General features: G+C 41.6%; 16 protein-coding genes and 1 tRNA gene. 10 read left to right on the top strand and 7 right to left on the bottom strand.

Annotation, left to right across the window (positions count from 1 at the left end):
* From rpe to rpsO, 3 genes are all read right to left on the bottom strand, one after another.
* Positions 1–675 carry a ribulose-phosphate 3-epimerase gene (rpe, locus tag PHEP_RS09240; protein ID WP_015807677.1) on the bottom strand — a complete coding sequence of 225 codons (675 nt, stop codon included), beginning with the start codon at positions 673–675 and terminating at the stop codon, positions 1–3.
* 156 nt (positions 676–831) lie between these two features.
* Positions 832–2,982, bottom strand: coding sequence for a polyribonucleotide nucleotidyltransferase (gene pnp / locus PHEP_RS09235; RefSeq protein ID WP_015807676.1), 2,151 nt, complete (start codon positions 2,980–2,982; stop codon positions 832–834).
* Positions 2,983–3,131: 149 nt separating this feature from the next.
* Positions 3,132–3,410, bottom strand: a complete 279-nt coding sequence (rpsO, locus tag PHEP_RS09230) for a 30S ribosomal protein S15 (RefSeq protein ID WP_015807675.1) — start codon at positions 3,408–3,410, stop codon at positions 3,132–3,134.
* Between the two features lie 121 nt (positions 3,411–3,531).
* Between rpsO and PHEP_RS09225 the strand changes: the two genes are divergently transcribed.
* Positions 3,532–3,951, top strand: a complete 420-nt coding sequence (locus PHEP_RS09225; protein WP_015807674.1) for an acyl-CoA thioesterase — start codon at positions 3,532–3,534, stop codon at positions 3,949–3,951.
* 186 nt (positions 3,952–4,137) lie between these two features.
* Entirely contained in the window at positions 4,138–5,565 is a 1,428-nt protein-coding gene (locus PHEP_RS09220; RefSeq protein ID WP_015807673.1) for an MATE family efflux transporter, read from the top strand.
* Here the strand turns inward: PHEP_RS09220 and PHEP_RS09215 are convergent.
* Positions 5,555–5,941 carry a hypothetical protein gene (locus PHEP_RS09215; RefSeq protein ID WP_015807672.1) on the bottom strand — a complete coding sequence of 129 codons (387 nt, stop codon included), beginning with the start codon at positions 5,939–5,941 and terminating at the stop codon, positions 5,555–5,557. The two genes, PHEP_RS09220 and PHEP_RS09215, sit on opposite strands and share 11 nt — an antisense overlap.
* Positions 5,942–5,999: 58 nt before the next feature.
* The gene (locus tag PHEP_RS09210; RefSeq protein WP_015807671.1) at positions 6,000–6,587 is read right to left on the bottom strand and encodes a Crp/Fnr family transcriptional regulator; all 588 of its coding nucleotides are present in this window, start codon (positions 6,585–6,587) and stop codon (positions 6,000–6,002) included.
* Between the two features lie 127 nt (positions 6,588–6,714).
* Here PHEP_RS09210 and PHEP_RS09205 point away from each other — a divergent pair, with 127 nt between their 5' ends.
* Positions 6,715–7,485, top strand: coding sequence for a DUF3575 domain-containing protein (locus PHEP_RS09205; RefSeq protein WP_015807670.1), 771 nt, complete (start codon positions 6,715–6,717; stop codon positions 7,483–7,485).
* Positions 7,486–7,553: 68 nt separating this feature from the next.
* Here PHEP_RS09205 and PHEP_RS09200 read toward each other — a convergent pair whose 3' ends face one another.
* Positions 7,554–8,540: a D-alanine--D-alanine ligase gene (locus PHEP_RS09200; RefSeq protein WP_015807669.1), complete on the bottom strand. Its 987-nt coding sequence runs from the start codon at positions 8,538–8,540 to the stop codon at positions 7,554–7,556.
* Positions 8,541–8,705: 165 nt separating this feature from the next.
* On the opposite strand from PHEP_RS09200, the gene PHEP_RS09195 reads away from it, so the two are divergent.
* The 4 genes from PHEP_RS09195 to PHEP_RS09180 all read left to right on the top strand — a co-directional run bounded on the left by PHEP_RS09195 (position 8,706) and on the right by PHEP_RS09180 (position 11,728).
* The gene (locus PHEP_RS09195) at positions 8,706–9,470 is read left to right on the top strand and encodes a PASTA domain-containing protein (protein WP_015807668.1); all 765 of its coding nucleotides are present in this window, start codon (positions 8,706–8,708) and stop codon (positions 9,468–9,470) included.
* A gap of 20 nt (positions 9,471–9,490) precedes the next feature.
* Positions 9,491–10,537, top strand: a complete 1,047-nt coding sequence (mltG, locus tag PHEP_RS09190; protein WP_015807667.1) for an endolytic transglycosylase MltG — start codon at positions 9,491–9,493, stop codon at positions 10,535–10,537.
* Positions 10,538–10,556: 19 nt separating this feature from the next.
* Entirely contained in the window at positions 10,557–11,549 is a 993-nt protein-coding gene (locus tag PHEP_RS09185) for a YihY/virulence factor BrkB family protein (protein WP_015807666.1), read from the top strand.
* A 94-nt stretch (positions 11,550–11,643) separates the two neighbouring features.
* Positions 11,644–11,728 (top strand) — tRNA-Ser (locus tag PHEP_RS09180).
* 183 nt (positions 11,729–11,911) lie between these two features.
* Here PHEP_RS09180 and PHEP_RS09175 read toward each other — a convergent pair.
* Entirely contained in the window at positions 11,912–12,286 is a 375-nt protein-coding gene (locus tag PHEP_RS09175) for an NAD(P)H-binding protein (RefSeq protein WP_015807665.1), read from the bottom strand.
* Between the two features lie 265 nt (positions 12,287–12,551).
* On the opposite strand from PHEP_RS09175, the gene PHEP_RS09170 reads away from it, so the two are divergent.
* The 3 genes from PHEP_RS09170 (at position 12,552) to PHEP_RS09160 (ending at position 16,088) form a co-directional block, all read left to right on the top strand.
* Positions 12,552–13,580, top strand: a complete 1,029-nt coding sequence (locus PHEP_RS09170) for a sensor histidine kinase (RefSeq protein WP_202901239.1) — start codon at positions 12,552–12,554, stop codon at positions 13,578–13,580.
* Between the two features lie 3 nt (positions 13,581–13,583).
* A complete protein-coding gene (locus PHEP_RS09165; protein ID WP_015807663.1) occupies positions 13,584–14,321 on the top strand; it encodes a LytR/AlgR family response regulator transcription factor in 738 nt (245 codons plus the stop codon).
* A gap of 150 nt (positions 14,322–14,471) precedes the next feature.
* Positions 14,472–16,088, top strand: a complete 1,617-nt coding sequence (locus tag PHEP_RS09160) for a hypothetical protein (RefSeq protein ID WP_015807662.1) — start codon at positions 14,472–14,474, stop codon at positions 16,086–16,088.
* The last annotated feature ends 5 nt before the right edge of the window (positions 16,089–16,093 follow it).

The raw sequence follows: 16,093 nt of genomic DNA, 5'->3' as shown, positions 1-16,093 counted from the left end.
TTAAGCCCTCTGCACTAGCCCACCCTCAATCTGTTTAAGTTCGGCAATCATACCGGCAGGTGATGCAGCTGCAAAAATAGCGTTTCCTGCAACCAGTACATCGGCCCCGGCCTGCAATAAAGCAGCTGTATTGTGCAGCCCCACACCACCATCAACTTCTATCAGCAGATCTGGATTTACTGCTGATGCCATTTTTCGCAGTTCAGCAATTTTATTTAAGGAATTTGGGATGAACTGTTGCCCGCCAAAACCCGGATTTACGGACATGATCAGCACCATATCCAGATCGGTAAGCAGGTCTTTCAACATGCTGACAGGTGTATGCGGGTTAAGCGCTACCCCGGCCCTGCAGCCTGTAGCATGAATGGCCTGCACAGTTCTGTGTAAATGGGTACAGGCCTCATAATGCACCGTAATCATCGCTGCACCGGCAGCAGCAAACCGTTCGATGTACTGATCAGGGTTTACGATCATCAAATGCACATCTAATGGTTTTTCAGCGTATCGTTTTATGGCTTCCATAACCGGAAAGCCAAATGAAATGTTAGGCACAAACACACCATCCATTATATCCACATGAAACCAGTCGGCCGCACTGGCATTGATCATTTCAATATCGCGCTGCAGGTTGGCAAAATCTGCTGAAAGCACGGAAGGGGCAATTAGATGGGACATTTTTATTGACGATTTACAATTTAAGATCTGAGGTTACAATACCGCCTGCCAGCCATTTCTGATCTGCGGTTTGCGTTTCTGTAAAGATAAGTAAATAACCCGTGTAAATAAAAAAGGCCCCACAAATTGCGGGGCCTTTATATCTGTCTTTAAAAACTATGCTTTATTTTCAGTAGCAGCTGCAGCTTCAGGTTTTGGCGGACGCGGCAATAAGGCTTTTCTGGAAAGCTTCATTTTACCTTGTTTATCCACATCCAGGAGCTTAACTTCAACTTTATCACCTTCTTTAAACACACCGTCCATCGTTTCCAAACGTGTCCAGTCTATTTCAGAAATGTGCAGTAAGCCATCTTTACCCGGCATGATCTCTACAAAAGCACCAAACGGCATAATAGATTTTACTTTACCCTGGTAAGTGGCACCAATTTCCGGTTTTGCAGCAATTGCGTTAATGCGGCCAACAGCAGCGTCAATAGCAGCCTTATTGTCAGCAAAAATTTCAACGATACCTTTGTTGCCCACTTCTTCAATAGAGATGGTAGCGCCAGTTTCGCGTTGCATTTCCTGTATAATTTTACCGCCTGGCCCAATTACCGCACCAATAAATTCTTTGTCGATGCTCAGTGAAACAATACGTGGTGCATGTGCTTTGTAATCCTCACGTGGTGCAGCAATCGTTTTTTTCATCTCGTTTAAGATGTGTAAACGTGCTTCTTTAGCCTGGTTTAAAGCATTGGTTAACACTTCCCACTTCAAGCCATTGATCTTTAGGTCCATCTGGCAGGCAACAATGCCTTTTTCAGTACCGGTAACTTTGAAGTCCATATCTCCTAAATGATCTTCATCACCTAAAATATCCGAAAGGATAGCATATTTACCACTTTTCTCGTCGGTGATCAATCCCATAGCAATACCCGAAACAGGCGCCTTGATTTTCACACCGGCATCCATCAGTGCTAAAGTACCTGCGCAAACAGTTGCCATTGACGAAGAACCATTAGATTCCAGGATATCAGAAACAATACGTATGGTATAAGGATTTTCTTCCAGTCCGGGCAATACCTTTTTCAAAGAACGCATAGCCAGGTTACCGTGGCCAATCTCGCGACGGCCTGCACCCCTGTTCGGGCGAACTTCACCAGTTGAGAAACCAGGAAAATTGTAGTGCAATAAGAATTTATTGTATCCATTAATAAAAGCACCATCAATCATTTGTTCATCATCTTTAGAACCCAGTGTAACCGTAGTTAAAGATTGGGTTTCACCACGTGTAAACACTGCAGACCCGTGTGCAGCAGGCAAATAACCAACTTCACTCCAGATTGGGCGCACTGTACGTACATCACGGCCATCTAAACGGATACCTTCATCCAGTACCAGGTTACGGATGGCGTCATATTGAACATCGTGGAAATATTTTTTAGCCAAAAAGCCGGTTACGTCATCAATTTCTTCGCCTAATGTAGCAATGAAATCCATCAGCACCTGACCAAAAGCATCACCTCTTTCACCTTTACTGGTGTTGCTTTTTGCAATGGCATATACTTTATCATAAGTAGCGGCATAAACCTGTTCTTTTAACTCAGGGTTGCTGTCTTCATGAGAATACTCACGTTTAACAGTTTTACCCACCAGTTCAGCCAGTTCTTTTTGTGCCTGAACCTGGATCACGATCGCTTTGTGTGCAAACTCGATTGCTTCAACCATTTCAGTTTCAGAAATCTCATTACACTCACCTTCTACCATTACGATGTCTTTCTCTGTACCGGCAACCAGGAATTCTATGTCAGCACGCTCTAAATCAGTCACATAAGGATTGATCACAAATTTACCATCAATTCTGGCCACACGTACCTCAGAAATTGGTCCATTGAAAGGGATATCTGAAACCGCAATAGCAGCCGAAGCAGCTAAACCAGCCAAACAATCAGGCATTATATTTTTATCAGAAGAGATCAGGGAGATCATCACCTGGGTATCGGAGTGATAATCTTCAGGGAACATCGGACGTAAAGCACGGTCTACCAAACGTGAAATTAAAACTTCATAGTCAGACAACCTGGCCTCGCGGCGAAGGAAACCACCAGGTATACGCCCTGCGGCTGCATATTTCTCCTGGTAATCTACCGATAAAGGTAAAAAATCAACCCCAGCTTTAGCACCTACAGTAGAAACTACAGTAGCTAAAAGCATGGTGTCACCCATTTTAACAACAACAGCACCATCAGCCTGTTTGGCCAGTTTTCCTGTTTCAATTTCGATTGTTCTTCCATCGCCCAGATCGAACGATTTTTTTATTACATTCATTTAATAATAGTTGTGGTATGTTTTCCTCTTTCTACACACCTTGTTTATATATGTTTTTTTTGTTTTTCAAACTTAAGATAAAAACAAACAATTTTATTATAAAAATAAAAAGCCATCCTTAAAGAATGGCTTTTCCTGATAAAAGCTCTTTATTTAATGATATCCCTTAAACCTAAGTTCTTGATGATAGCACGATAACGCTCAATATCTTTTTTAAACAGGTAAGCCAAAATACCACGGCGTTTACCTACTAATTTTTGTAGTGCTAACTGAGTAGAGAAATCTTTACGATTTTTCTTTAAATGCTCTGTTAAGTGCGCAATACGATATGTAAATAACGCTACCTGACCTTCTGCAGAACCCGTGTTTGTTTCTACTTCGCCGTGTTTTTTAAAAATATCGGCTTTTACTTCTTTACTTAAATACATTCTTGAATGATACTAAAGTGTTTATAAATTAATTAATTGAGCGCAAAGATACGGTATGTTTTAGTGATTAGCAAGTATAAGTAAATTCTAAATCTTATGTTTGTAAAATCAATCCTGATCTATGGAAAAAAACCAGTACAGTATATTTGAAACCGAGTTAAAAGTACGGCCTGACGACATAGACATGTTTAACCATGTACACAACAGCAGGTATTTCGACTATGTGCTTGCTGCAAGGTATGAACAGATGGCAGAATTTTATAAAATGCCAATGGAATCTTTCCTGGAAAGCGGATTTGGCTGGGTTGTACGTACTGCCCTGGTTGATTTTAAACGCCCGCTTATCCTTGGTGACATTATCCTGATCCGTACAGGTATTCTTACCATCAACGAAAAAGGCTGCCGGGTACAGTTTGAAATTGAAAACAAACGGACCCGCAAAATTGCAGCCGATGGCTGGTTCGATTATGTGATGATTGATACCGCAACTGGTAAGGGCTGCAAAGTGAATGACGAAATGATCATTGCCTACAGCATTTAAATGCTAATATTATTTATTTTCTCAGAAAAAGATTTATATTTGCCGGATAACATAACCGCAAAAACGATGAAGATCTTTGCAGTCCGTTTAAGGTTCTAAGTACCGAGGGCTCCTCCCTTCCCGCAAACATCAAAATCAGCATATCAATGCTGATAAACGGTTTATATTTTATTTTTCCCATTTTTTATGTCAAAACAGAAAACAGCTTCCATGGGCAAGCTATCTCAAATTTTTATTCTTTTAAAACAGGCCCTTAAAGGTGAAGAGCTCGACTTTACACAGGGCAGTATGCGCCGCGCCGTGCTTTTACTTGCCATCCCTATGATGTTGGAAATGGCGATGGAGTCTGTTTTTGCATTGGTAGACCTCTATTTTGTAGGTCACCTGCACAACAGCAGCCATGCCATCCAAACGGTAGGTTTAACAGAATCGGTACTCACCGTTATTTACTCGCTGGCCATAGGTATGAGCATGGCTGCTACCGCGGTAGTGGCCCGCAGGGTTGGCGAAAAAGACCCGGAAGCCGCCGGAAAAGCGGGTATGCAGGCCATCTTTATCGCCGTATTTTTTAACATACTGATCAGTATTGCCGGTTTTATTTATGCCCGGGAAATCCTGTTGCTGATGGGGGCTTCGGTAGAAACAGCCGATCATGGTACTACTTTTATGCGCATCATGATGGGTGGAAGTGTGATCATTGTATTGCTGTTCCTGATCAACGGCATATTCCGCGGTGCGGGTAATGCTGCCATAGCCATGAAAAGCTTATGGATCGCCAATATTGCCAACATCATTTTATGTCCTGTACTGATCAATGGATTTGGCCCCGTACCTGCATTTGGATTAACAGGCGCTGCCATGGCTACCTCCATGGGCCGGGGCATAGGTGTTTGTTACCAGCTGTACCATTTATTTAAAGGCAGCGGGGTATTAAAGATCAAACTGGCTTATTTAAAACCACACTGGGAGCAGATAAAAGCCTTGTTAAAAATTGCCACACCTGGTATATTCCAGTTTGTGATCGCCTCCTGCAGCTGGATATTTTTAGCACAGCTGGTGGCTACAACCGGAGGAGATCACGGTTCGGCAGGCTATCAGACGGCCTTAAGGTTAATGATGTTCTTTATGCTGCCAGCCTGGGGCATGAGCAATGCGGCTGCTACACTGGTAGGTCAGAACCTCGGTGCCAAACAGCTGGAACGCGCTGAACAGTCGGTCATGAAAACTGCCAAATACATTATTATATATATGTTAATGGTAATGGCTTTTACTTTTATTGGCGGCAGGTTTTTCATCTCTTTTTTCAGCAATGATGTGCTGATACAAGATGTAGCCATAAACGCCTTGCAGATCATGAGCCTTGGTTACATTTGCTACGGCATGGGTATGGTGCTGATCAGTACTTTTAATGGTGCCGGCGATACCTGGACACCTACCTGGGTCAACTTTTTTGGCTTCTGGTTGTTCCAGATTCCCCTGGCCTATGTTTTGGCCAAACACTTTGACATGGGCCCAACCGGCGTATTTATTGCTATTCCGGTGGCGGAAACGGGAATTGCCCTTGCCGGTTTCATCCTGTTCAGGAGAGGGAAATGGAAAACAGTTAAGGTTTAGGCGCATACCCTAAACCAGGGGTTAGCCAGTGTAAAAGAAAAACGCGTGAATAACGGTAGTTAAAAGGGGCAAATAAAAATACGCCCAGCAGGATAATACCTACATATATCCACAAGTTTTCGTATACCAGATCGATACCCAGCACGTAAGTAGCCACACTAATGCTGATCATCTCTGCTACGTTCATCGCATAGCTGATGAACATGGCTACATAGAAAAACCCGGGCTCCCGCTCGAAGCGCAGGTTACATACCGAACAATACTCGTTTGTAACCTGCCCTTTAAAAGAATATATTTTACCGGAAAATATAGCTCCTTCCCTACATCTCGGACATTTGCATTCAATAACTGCCTGTAATTTTGATATCGGTTTCATAAACTTCATATTTTCATACAAAAATACGGCAGATATCATAGTTAATTTATGATCCAGATCATATTCCGGTTTTTACGATCTTTCCTTTAATCAGCTTCAGCTCTTTCTGTGCAGCCAGTTTTTTAACCAGACGGATTACTGTTTCTACCCTTAAACCGCTCATATCGGCCAGCTGCTGCCTTGTTATATCCAGCACCTCAGCTTCTGCAAGGTTCCTGAGCAGGTAACTGATCAGTGTTCTGATGCGGTGTTCTGCCTGCTCATTGGCCAGTTCTTCCAGCATCATAGATTTGTAAAATAACCTGTTGCTTAAAGTTCTGATCAGTTCCATGCTAAACCCCCGGTCTTCCTCAATCATTTTAAAGAAATCTGTTTTGTTTACAACAATGATTTCAGCATCCCTGGTAACAATGGTATAGGCCAGATAAGGTTTATTTACCAATAAGGCAGGTTCGCCAAAATACTGGTTTGCCTTAAAAATACCCTGGATAAATTCTTTACCATCGTCATTTACAGTAACCATCCTTACCTCGCCGCTTTTAATAAAATACACAGCTTTGGGCAGCGCGCCAGGTACGTAAATCACGGCATCCTTTTTATAGGTATGTACAGGGTAATGATTGTTTAACAGATATTTTATGATCATAGCTAGCCAAAATGGTTACCTGCTAAGTTAAACATAGCATTTTTAAAATACCTACTAATGGGTATTTACAGTATAGTAAATTTAATGTAACTTTGGCGATAAAAAACCAAACAAACAAAGCGTTATTATGAAGAAAATCTTTACTAAAAATTCAATTATTTTATCAATCCTGTTATTTTTCTGTATTGCCGGAAAGGTAAATGCACAGGAAAACGGTACAGAAACAGCTGGCAAAAACCTGGTTAAATGGAATGTTGGAGCTATTTTCCTGAACAACTACTCTTTTCAGTATGAACGCGCAATTGCACCAAAAATCTCAGTAGCCTTGGGGTTAAGGTTTTCACCTAAATCGAGCCTTCCTTTTAAATCGTCTATAGAAAAATCAATCGACAACGACGATACCTGGAACAATATTAAAGATTTTAAGACCGGCAACTTTGCACTTACACCAGAGGTAAGGTTTTACCTGGGTAAAGGTGGGTTCAGGGGTTTTTACATTGCACCTTTTGTAAGGTACGCAACTTATTCGGCTGAAGGGCCATTTACTTTTGATGTAAATGTGGCCGGTACAACAAGGACAGAGACCATGCCTTTGAGCGGCGATATTACTGCCTTAACGGGTGGGGTGCTTTTTGGTGCACAGTGGAAGCTGAGCAAGCTGGTTTATCTTGACTGGTGGATTTTAGGCCCTAACTATGGTACCTCATCAGGAAGTATTTCCGGTAAGAAAAGTCTGAATTCTGACGAGCAGGCTGCATTACGCGATGCCCTGACTGATCTGGACGACCTGCCATTGGTTAAAACAAAATATACCGTAGATAACGAAGGTGCAAAAGTTGACTTTGACGGACCATGGGCTGGCTTAAGGGGCGGACTAAGCATCGGCTTCAGGTTCTAAGCTTAAATTAACCGACAAAAAAAACGCATATTGTACGATATGCGCTTTTTTTGTCGGTTATATATTTATCAGCCTATCGTTTCTCTGATCAGTTTGGTATAAAAATCGTTCAGTTTCATGCCGGCAGCAGCAACCTGTTGCGGAATAAAGCTGGTAGCCGTTTGGCCAGGTATGGTATTGATCTCAATGAAGTAAAAATCGCCTTCATCTCCGTTAAGGATAAAATCTATCCGCACTACCCCCCTGCAGTTCAGTTTCAGATATACGTTTTTAACAATCTGTGTTACCCTCTCCAATGTTTCTTTTCTGATAGGTGCCGGTGTAGTTTCGGTAGCTACTCCTGGTGTATATTTGGCTTCAAAATCAAAAAACTCTTTGGCTGTTTCTACTTCTGTAGCCGGTAAAACGGTAATTTCACCGTCCAGCTTTACTACGCCAATGGTAAACTCCCTTCCCGAAATAAACTCTTCAATCAAAATCTGACTATCTTCTTTAAAGGCACGGTCTATTGCGGCCTGCAAATCATCAGGATGGTTTACCTTGCTCATACCTATGCTGCTTCCGCCGTTGTTGGGTTTAACAAAATACGGTACTTTAAGCGTTTTTTTTATCTGTTCCAGGCTATAAGGGGTACCTTTAAAGATTTGTGCCGATTTCGCAATATTCAACTCCGCTATACCATCAACAATGGCCTTTGTATAGCCCTTATTCATGGTAACCGCCGACGTCAGTGCATCGCAGGTAGTATAAGGTATACCCAACATGTCAAAATAGCCCTGCAGTTTACCGTCTTCGCCCGGCGATCCGTGTATGGCAATAAACACCCCCTCAAACTTTACTTTTTTTCCTTTCAGGTTAATAGAGAAATCGTTACGGTCTACCTCAATTTTTACAGAATCGGCAGGCTCATAGAACCAGCCCTGCTGGGTAAGCATAATCTTATATACATCAAATTTGTCGGCATCCAGGTTCTGAGCGATAGTGGCAGCGCTTTTAACCGAAACTACCCATTCGCCGGTAGTACCACCAGTTAGTAATGCTATTTTTTTCTTCATCTTAATATCATGTGTAGTTTTTAATGTATAGGCGGCAATTGTCTGCCATAACAATTGTTATAGAACCCAAAAATATAAAATACTAATTGCATGTCATTTTAATTCCAATAAAATATTTTTTTAGCCTAAATTTGGCCTCAATACCTTAAAGAAACAAATCGTGCTATGGGCAAATTCATTACTTATCTAAAGACCACCTCTTTTAGAAATAACCTTATTGCTGCTATACTTACAGTTGTGGTAATTTTACTGGCTGCGTTCTTTAGTTTAAGGTATTATACCAAACATGGACAGGGACTGAATGTTCCCGCTTTAAAGGGACTTGCTTTTACCCAGGCGGTAAGTAAGCTGGAAGAACTGGGCCTGCGCTATGAGGTCGATTCTGTTTACATCATGGATTCCCCTCCGGGCATTGTGGTAGATCAGGATCCGAATGCCAATACCTTTGTGAAAGACAACCGTACCATTTACCTGACCATTAATACAGCTCTTGCCCCTGATTCAAAATTCCCTGATGTCGAATTTAAATCTTTAAGAGAGGCCCAGGCATTGATAGAGAGTTTTGGTTTTAAATTGGGAGATACAACTTTTAAAGCTGATGTAAGTACAGATGTACTTCAAGCCTCATTTGGCGGTCAGGTTATTAAAGCCGGAGAAAAATTACCTAAAGGTTCGCGTATTGATCTGGTACTGGGCAATGGCCAGGGGGATGAAGAGAGAGAAATTCCTGTATTAATCGGTTTAACAAAAGATGAAGCAATATTTGCGATCAGAAATGGTGCCAAGCTAAACCTGGGTATGGTTACTTACGAAGGGACGATCACAGATTCTGCAACAGCGGTTGTTGTTAAACAAACACCTCTTGCTACCGACTCAGTAACAAAAGTTAAAGCAGGCACATTGATAAACATTACGCTTTCAAACAAATAATTGATTATTACTTTCTGTATATGACAAACGAAAAGAAAACTTCTAAAAGCAAAATTATACTGGCTTTGGTGCTGGCTGTTTTAGTAGTGGGTGGTTATTTTGGATTTAATTTTTATAAAGTATACTTTGCCCCCAATACTACAGGAAAAGAGAAATACCTGTATGTCAGAACAGGCGCTACACTGGACGACCTGTTTGAGGAGCTGAGGCGTAAGGATATTTTAACGGAAATAGGTACTTTTAGTCAGGCTGCCGCCAAAATGGAACTGGCACGTGCTTTAAAACCAGGCCGCTATCAGCTAACAAAAGGTATGAACAACCGCAGCATCATCAATATGCTCAAGTCGGGCAACCAGGATCCTGTAAAGCTGAAATTCCAGAACTTAAGGAAGAAGGAAAACTTTGCTGGCTATTTATCACGTAACCTGGAGCCAGACTCTTTAACCTTCATTAACCTGCTGGATTCGGCTGCGCTGATAGAGAAATATGGCTTCAATAAAGACAACAGCTATGTAATGTTTATTCCCAATACCTATGAAATGTACTGGAATATAACCGCATTGGATTTTTTTGAAAGAATGCATAAAGAATACGAGAAATTCTGGAATGATGAACGGAAACAAAAGGCAGCAGCCTTAAACCTTACACCAATACAGGTTTCTATCCTGGCTTCAATTGTAGATGCCGAAGCTTTATATGACAAAGAAATGCCTACTATTGCAGGCCTGTATTTAAACAGGCTGAATAAAGGCATACTGCTGCAGGCCGATCCTACAGTGATTTTTGCCAATGATGATTTTACGGTGAAACGTGTAACCAATTCGCTGTTACAGGTACAATCGAGATACAATACCTATAAATATGCAGGCTTGCCCCCAGGCCCCATCATGATGCCGAGTATCAATGCCATCGATGCGGTGCTGAACAGGGAAAAGAACAATTATATCTACATGTGTGCAAAAGAAGATTTTTCAGGTTACCATAATTTTGCGGTAACCGTGCAGGAGCATGAACTGAATGCAAGGAAATACAGAGAAGCCTTAAATAAACGTAACATTTACAAGTAGATTTAAGTAGATTTGGTAAATGGAGTGGGTACACCGGCAGCTGTTAAAGATCAGGATTTATGCTTTATTTATAGACTGGACCAAAGTATGCGTACTGCCGGGTTTTAGTCCCCTGCCCCTTTATACCGTTGCCAGTTTTTTTTTTAAAGAGATAGGAAAGGATTCTTTGGTAAACAAAGCCTCTTCCCTGGCTTATAATTTTATGCTGGCTATTTTTCCGGCCATTATCTTTTTATTTACACTGATCCCTTTTATTCCCAAAAGGTTCCATTTTCAGGACCAGCTGATGCAGCTGATCATGCTGATTTTGCCGGCCGATGCCTATAATGCCTTTAGTGCTACACTTGATGAGATTGTACACAAACAAAACCGGGGATTGTTATCCTTCGGTTTCTTGCTTTCCCTGTTTTTTGCAACCAATGGTGTACACAACCTGATGATGGCTTTCAATAAATCCTCATTGATTATAGAAACACGTACCTGGTTAAAACAGCGGCTAATTGCCATTGTATTGACACTCACTATTGCTTTATCGGTTATTGTATGCATTATTGCAATGGCCATTGGCGAGTATGCCTTAAATTATATAGATACGGGGCTGGACATCAAAGGCGATTTTATTGTTTACCTGATTAAGCTGACCAGGTGGTCGCTGCTGGGTATTCTTTATTTTGTAACCATATCTATTTTATACCGTTATGGTCCTGCACATGCCAAAAAATGGCGTTTTTTTAGTGCAGGCTCCTGGCTGGCTACCATCCTGGCCTTTCTAACCATCTGGGGGTTTTCTTTTTATATCAACAACTTCAGTTCCTACAATAAGATCTATGGTTCTATTGGTACATTGATTGTAATTATGATCTGGCTTTACTTGAATTCTTTGATCTTACTGATCGGTTTTGAGCTGAATGCAAGTGTAGACCTGTCAAAAAGAAGTGTAAAAATCATCCGTCCTAACTTCAATTTATTCAAAAAAACGGCCTCAATTGATGAAAAACCGGAGAAAAGATAAATTTTTCTCTCTCAGTTTTAAGCCTTTATCCATTTTTTACTAAAATAAGCAAAACAGAGTTTGCAGAATCGAACGGAGTTTGTACTTTTGTCGCGGAGAGTTGGCAGAGTGGTCGATTGCGGCAGTCTTGAAAACTGTTGAGTGTAATAGCTCCGGGGGTTCGAATCCCTCACTCTCCGCATAAGGAGAATGATTTCTCGTAAAAATAGGGCTGCCCGATATCGGACAGCCCTATTTGCTTTAATACCAACTAATTACCATGCAAAGCCGGATTGTGCAAAATTCTTCTCCTTCCTCTATGCATTTATTCGCCATAAACTGTACTACTGCACTGCGCTAAAATAAGGTCCTGATAAATTCCTTCAATGTTGTTTTTCCAAATCACCCAGGCCATCTCCCGGCTGGGCGCCATAAGTAGATTCAGCTACCACCTTTTGAATGCCCGAGCCTTCCAAAGCAGCAAGGATAGCGTTCAGCGTTTTTTGTTCTTCCTCAACGGTATTGCTGGAAGGTGCGGCAGGCGGATTTAGCATAAATAGCCGCTCCCCTGTATTGAAAACCTCTCGCAGTCCTTCCACATCCAGCACATCCACCCGGGCAAACTTTGCCCCCTTCTCCTCCCATTCCGCCCGCTTTTTCTCGTCATGGGAAACTACCGTAACCGCTTCCCCCAAATCCAGTAAAGTTCCGGCCAGCGCAGAACCAATATTTCCAGTACCTCCTAAAATGATGTGCATAAATCCAGTTTTAATGAACAATAGCTAAACAACAACTCAAAAGCAGCGAAGGTTTATCATCAAATCATCATTTCAAAAAAATCAATCCAGAAAATACTGTCCCGGAAATGAATACCGCAAAAAACCATCTGCCATTTATCGACGAAATCCTCTTTTCATCTACCAACATCTACAACATAATGCCTTTAACCTTAACTTTGCGGAAAGTAAACCTGGCTTAATCTTGACAATAAATTACCCGATAGTAAAACATTTTCTGTACTGGTTGATTGCATTCAGCCTGCTCACTTTTATTTATGGTACAGCTTATGGAAGTTATAACCTGGGTACAAAAGTGATCCTGATCCTGCTGCCCATTCACATGGGTTACTTTTACATTATTGTGAACTGGATCGTACCACGTTTTTTTTTCAGCGGTAAATATATCAGGGCTTTTTTCGCTGTATTGATGGTCATGTTTCTTATAGCCGTATCGTACAGACTTACAGAAGTTTTTATTGCTGATCCTTACGTTTATCAGTTTTACAAATCAAGAGACAGTAGTTTTACCTGGGACAAGATCAGTCACTCCTGGTGGGAGCAGCTCAAAAAACCCGTTGATTTTGTAAATGCAATAGAAAGGAGCAATTCAGTCGCCTGGATTTGTGTAACCCTGAAACTATTTGTCTTGTGGCATGAACGTAAACAAGCCGTTCTGCAAGCCGAACTTAACTTTTTAAAAGGACAGTTACACCCTCATTTTCTTTTTAATGCACTGAACAATCTCTATGCATTATCCTTAAACGATTCGCCCAAGGCCCCTGGAATTATTCTTGGCCTTTCCAATATCCTTAGGTATGTACTTTATGAATGTTCTGCCGACCAGGTGCTGCTCAAAAGGGACATTGAGGTACTCAACGATTACATAAAGCTGGAACAAATCCGATACGAAGACCGCCTTGAGCTCAATGTAAATATCAGTAACCATGCCGGCTATTGTAAAATTGCTCCGCTACTGATGCTCCCCCTTGTAGAAAATGCCTTTAAGCATGGAGCTGCCGAAACTGTTGATGCACCATGGATCAACATAGAATTATATGTTTCTCCTGCCGAACTGATATTGAAAATCAGCAACAGCAAACCGGAACATAGCATGATACAGGATAAAGTAGCCATAGGCAATATCGGATTATCCAATGTTCAAAAAAGACTGGAACTTTTATATCCGGATAAGCATTCATTTGAATGGTTTGATGAGGATGATTGTTTCATTACCGAATTGAATATTCAATTAACTGTAAACGATAAAAACTAAAAGATGGCTATCCGTACACTTATAGTAGACGATGAACCCCATGCATTGGAAATTATAAAAAAATATGCGGTAAATGTTCCCGAAATAGAAATCGTGGATACGTGTAACAATGCCCTTAAAGCCCTTCAATTTGTTCAGCACACCAAAATAGACCTGGTATTTCTCGACATAAAAATGCCTGGTCTTACAGGAACAGACCTGATCCGTGGCCTGAAAACACCTCCTATGATCATTTTTACAACGGCCTATCAGGAATACGCCATTGACGGATTTGAGCTCAATGCAATAGATTACCTTCTCAAACCTGTTCCCCTGGAACGTTTCCTGAGGGCGATAGATAAGGTAATGCAATTTATAAATGGTGATAAAAACCGACGGCATTTAAAAGAGCCTGAAGGATTGGCCACAGCAGCGCCCACCCATTTTTTGTACCTGCGGATAGAACGCCAGCTGGTAAAGGTTGATACCAGGGATATATTGTGGATTGAAAGTGTGAAGGATTATATTAAAGTAGTTACAACGGATAAAACATTCCAAACCAAACAAAAAATCAGCATAGCAGAAAAACTACTCCCTATTGGCGAGTTTATGCGCATTCACCGCTCTTTTATTATTCCTGTAAATAAAACAGACGCTTACCATCCCAATTACATGATCATAGCAGGAAACAAAATCCCTATCGGACGTAATTACAAATTAGCCTGTTCACATAAATTTAACCCCGGGACAGACCTTCTTTAATTTCCGGAAACAACTGCAAGTTAATTGTTAAAATAGCTTATTACTAAGCTATTTTGCCATATAAAATTCTGCTGCCTTTATATGTAGTTTCGTTAGGGCTATCTTATTAAAAAAGCTCAGGATGTTATCATATAGAAAAACAGTAAACAGATGAAGCATATCGATTCGCGAATTCCACAGGTAAAAATGGCTTTAATGCTATTTTTACTATTAACCAGCACATTTGTACAAGCCAAAGCATCCAAAAAGGATAAAGATCCAGGAAAAAGTGAATGGATTTATTTTGGGGCTGACGGCAAGCTGGTTTATAAAAAAAGTGCCAAGGGCGACCGCATAATGGATTTCTCTCATGCTGGCTATATGGGCGGTGGTGTGGCATTACCAGATGTTATTGTAAAAGTTACGGTTAAGCCACCGGGCGATGTGAATGCAGATTGTACAGCCTTAATTCAGGCTGCTATCGACAAGGTATCGGCACTGCCATTGGATAAAAATGGTTTCCGCGGGGCTGTTTTACTGGCACCTGGTACCTACCCTTGTGCCAAAACCATAAAAATAACAGCAGATGGTGTGGTACTCCGCGGAAGCGGCAAATCGGAAAACGGAAGTATTATTGCCATGAATGGTGAAAAACATACTGCTGTAATCCTATCCAACGGCCTTAATCAACGTGCCGGCAATCGACTGGGTAATGCTGCAGGCAATGAAAAAACGGTTAAAATAACAGATAAATATATCCCTGCCGGAAGCCTGTCTTTTAATGTAGCAAATGCAGCTGGATTTAAGGTTGGTGATAATGTTGAGATCAGAAAACCGGTTACCGACAAGTGGGTAAGCTTCATGCACATGGACGATCTGGTACGGGATGGCAAGGCGCAAACATGGATTAAAACAGGCTCTTTATTGATCACCGAACGTCACATATCAGCTATAAACGGCAATAAAATTACTTTAGACGTTCCTTTGGTAGATTCGTATGATGTAAATTATACCAATGATGAAACCACAATGGTATTGGCCAATGATGTAAAACGGCTTAAACAGGCTGGCTTAGAAAATTTACGCATTGTATCTCCCCCGCAAGCAGTTAACCATACAAAGGCACTCTACTATGCGGTTAGGCTAAACGGCGAGGATTGTTGGATGAAAGATCTGGACCTGATGGAAACCATGGAAAGCGTAGGAACCGGCGGACGCAGGATTACACTGCAGCGCATCGCTGTCATCCGTAAGGCCTTACATGATGGTGCATCTAAACCGGCAGAATTTGCACCCAATGCAGGGCAAATTCTGGTAGATCGCTGTTCGGTTGAAGGTGATAACATCTGGTATGTAGCACTGGGCGCCGGACAAACAGGCCCCATCGTTTTTTTGAATTGTAATTTTGTTGGCAATGGCCGCATTGAAGGACATCAGCGTTGGAGCACAGGCATGCTTTTAGACAATTGCAAGGCACCAAATGGTGGTATGGACTTCAAAAACAGGGGCAGTATGGGCTCTGGTCATGGCTGGGGAACTGCCTGGTCTGTTGCCTGGAATTGTGAAGCAGGCAGCTATGTAAATCAGATACCTCCGGGCACCTACAATTGGGTAATTGGCAGTAAAGGAAAAAGTATGCCTTTGCCAAGACCATTTAACAATGCTGGCCCGGCTTTGCCGGAGGGTATTTTTGATGCTCAAAACACCCGGGTCAATCCTTCAAGTTTATATCTGGCCCAACTGGAAGAACGTTTGGGTAAACAGGCCCTGAAAGCAATAGGGTATTAAAAAGA

The organism is Pedobacter heparinus DSM 2366 (assembly GCF_000023825.1).
Lineage (GTDB): Bacteria > Bacteroidota > Bacteroidia > Sphingobacteriales > Sphingobacteriaceae > Pedobacter > Pedobacter heparinus.
The sequence above is the reverse complement of the archived record's forward strand: the minus strand, read 5'-3'. Positions and strand labels throughout refer to the sequence as shown.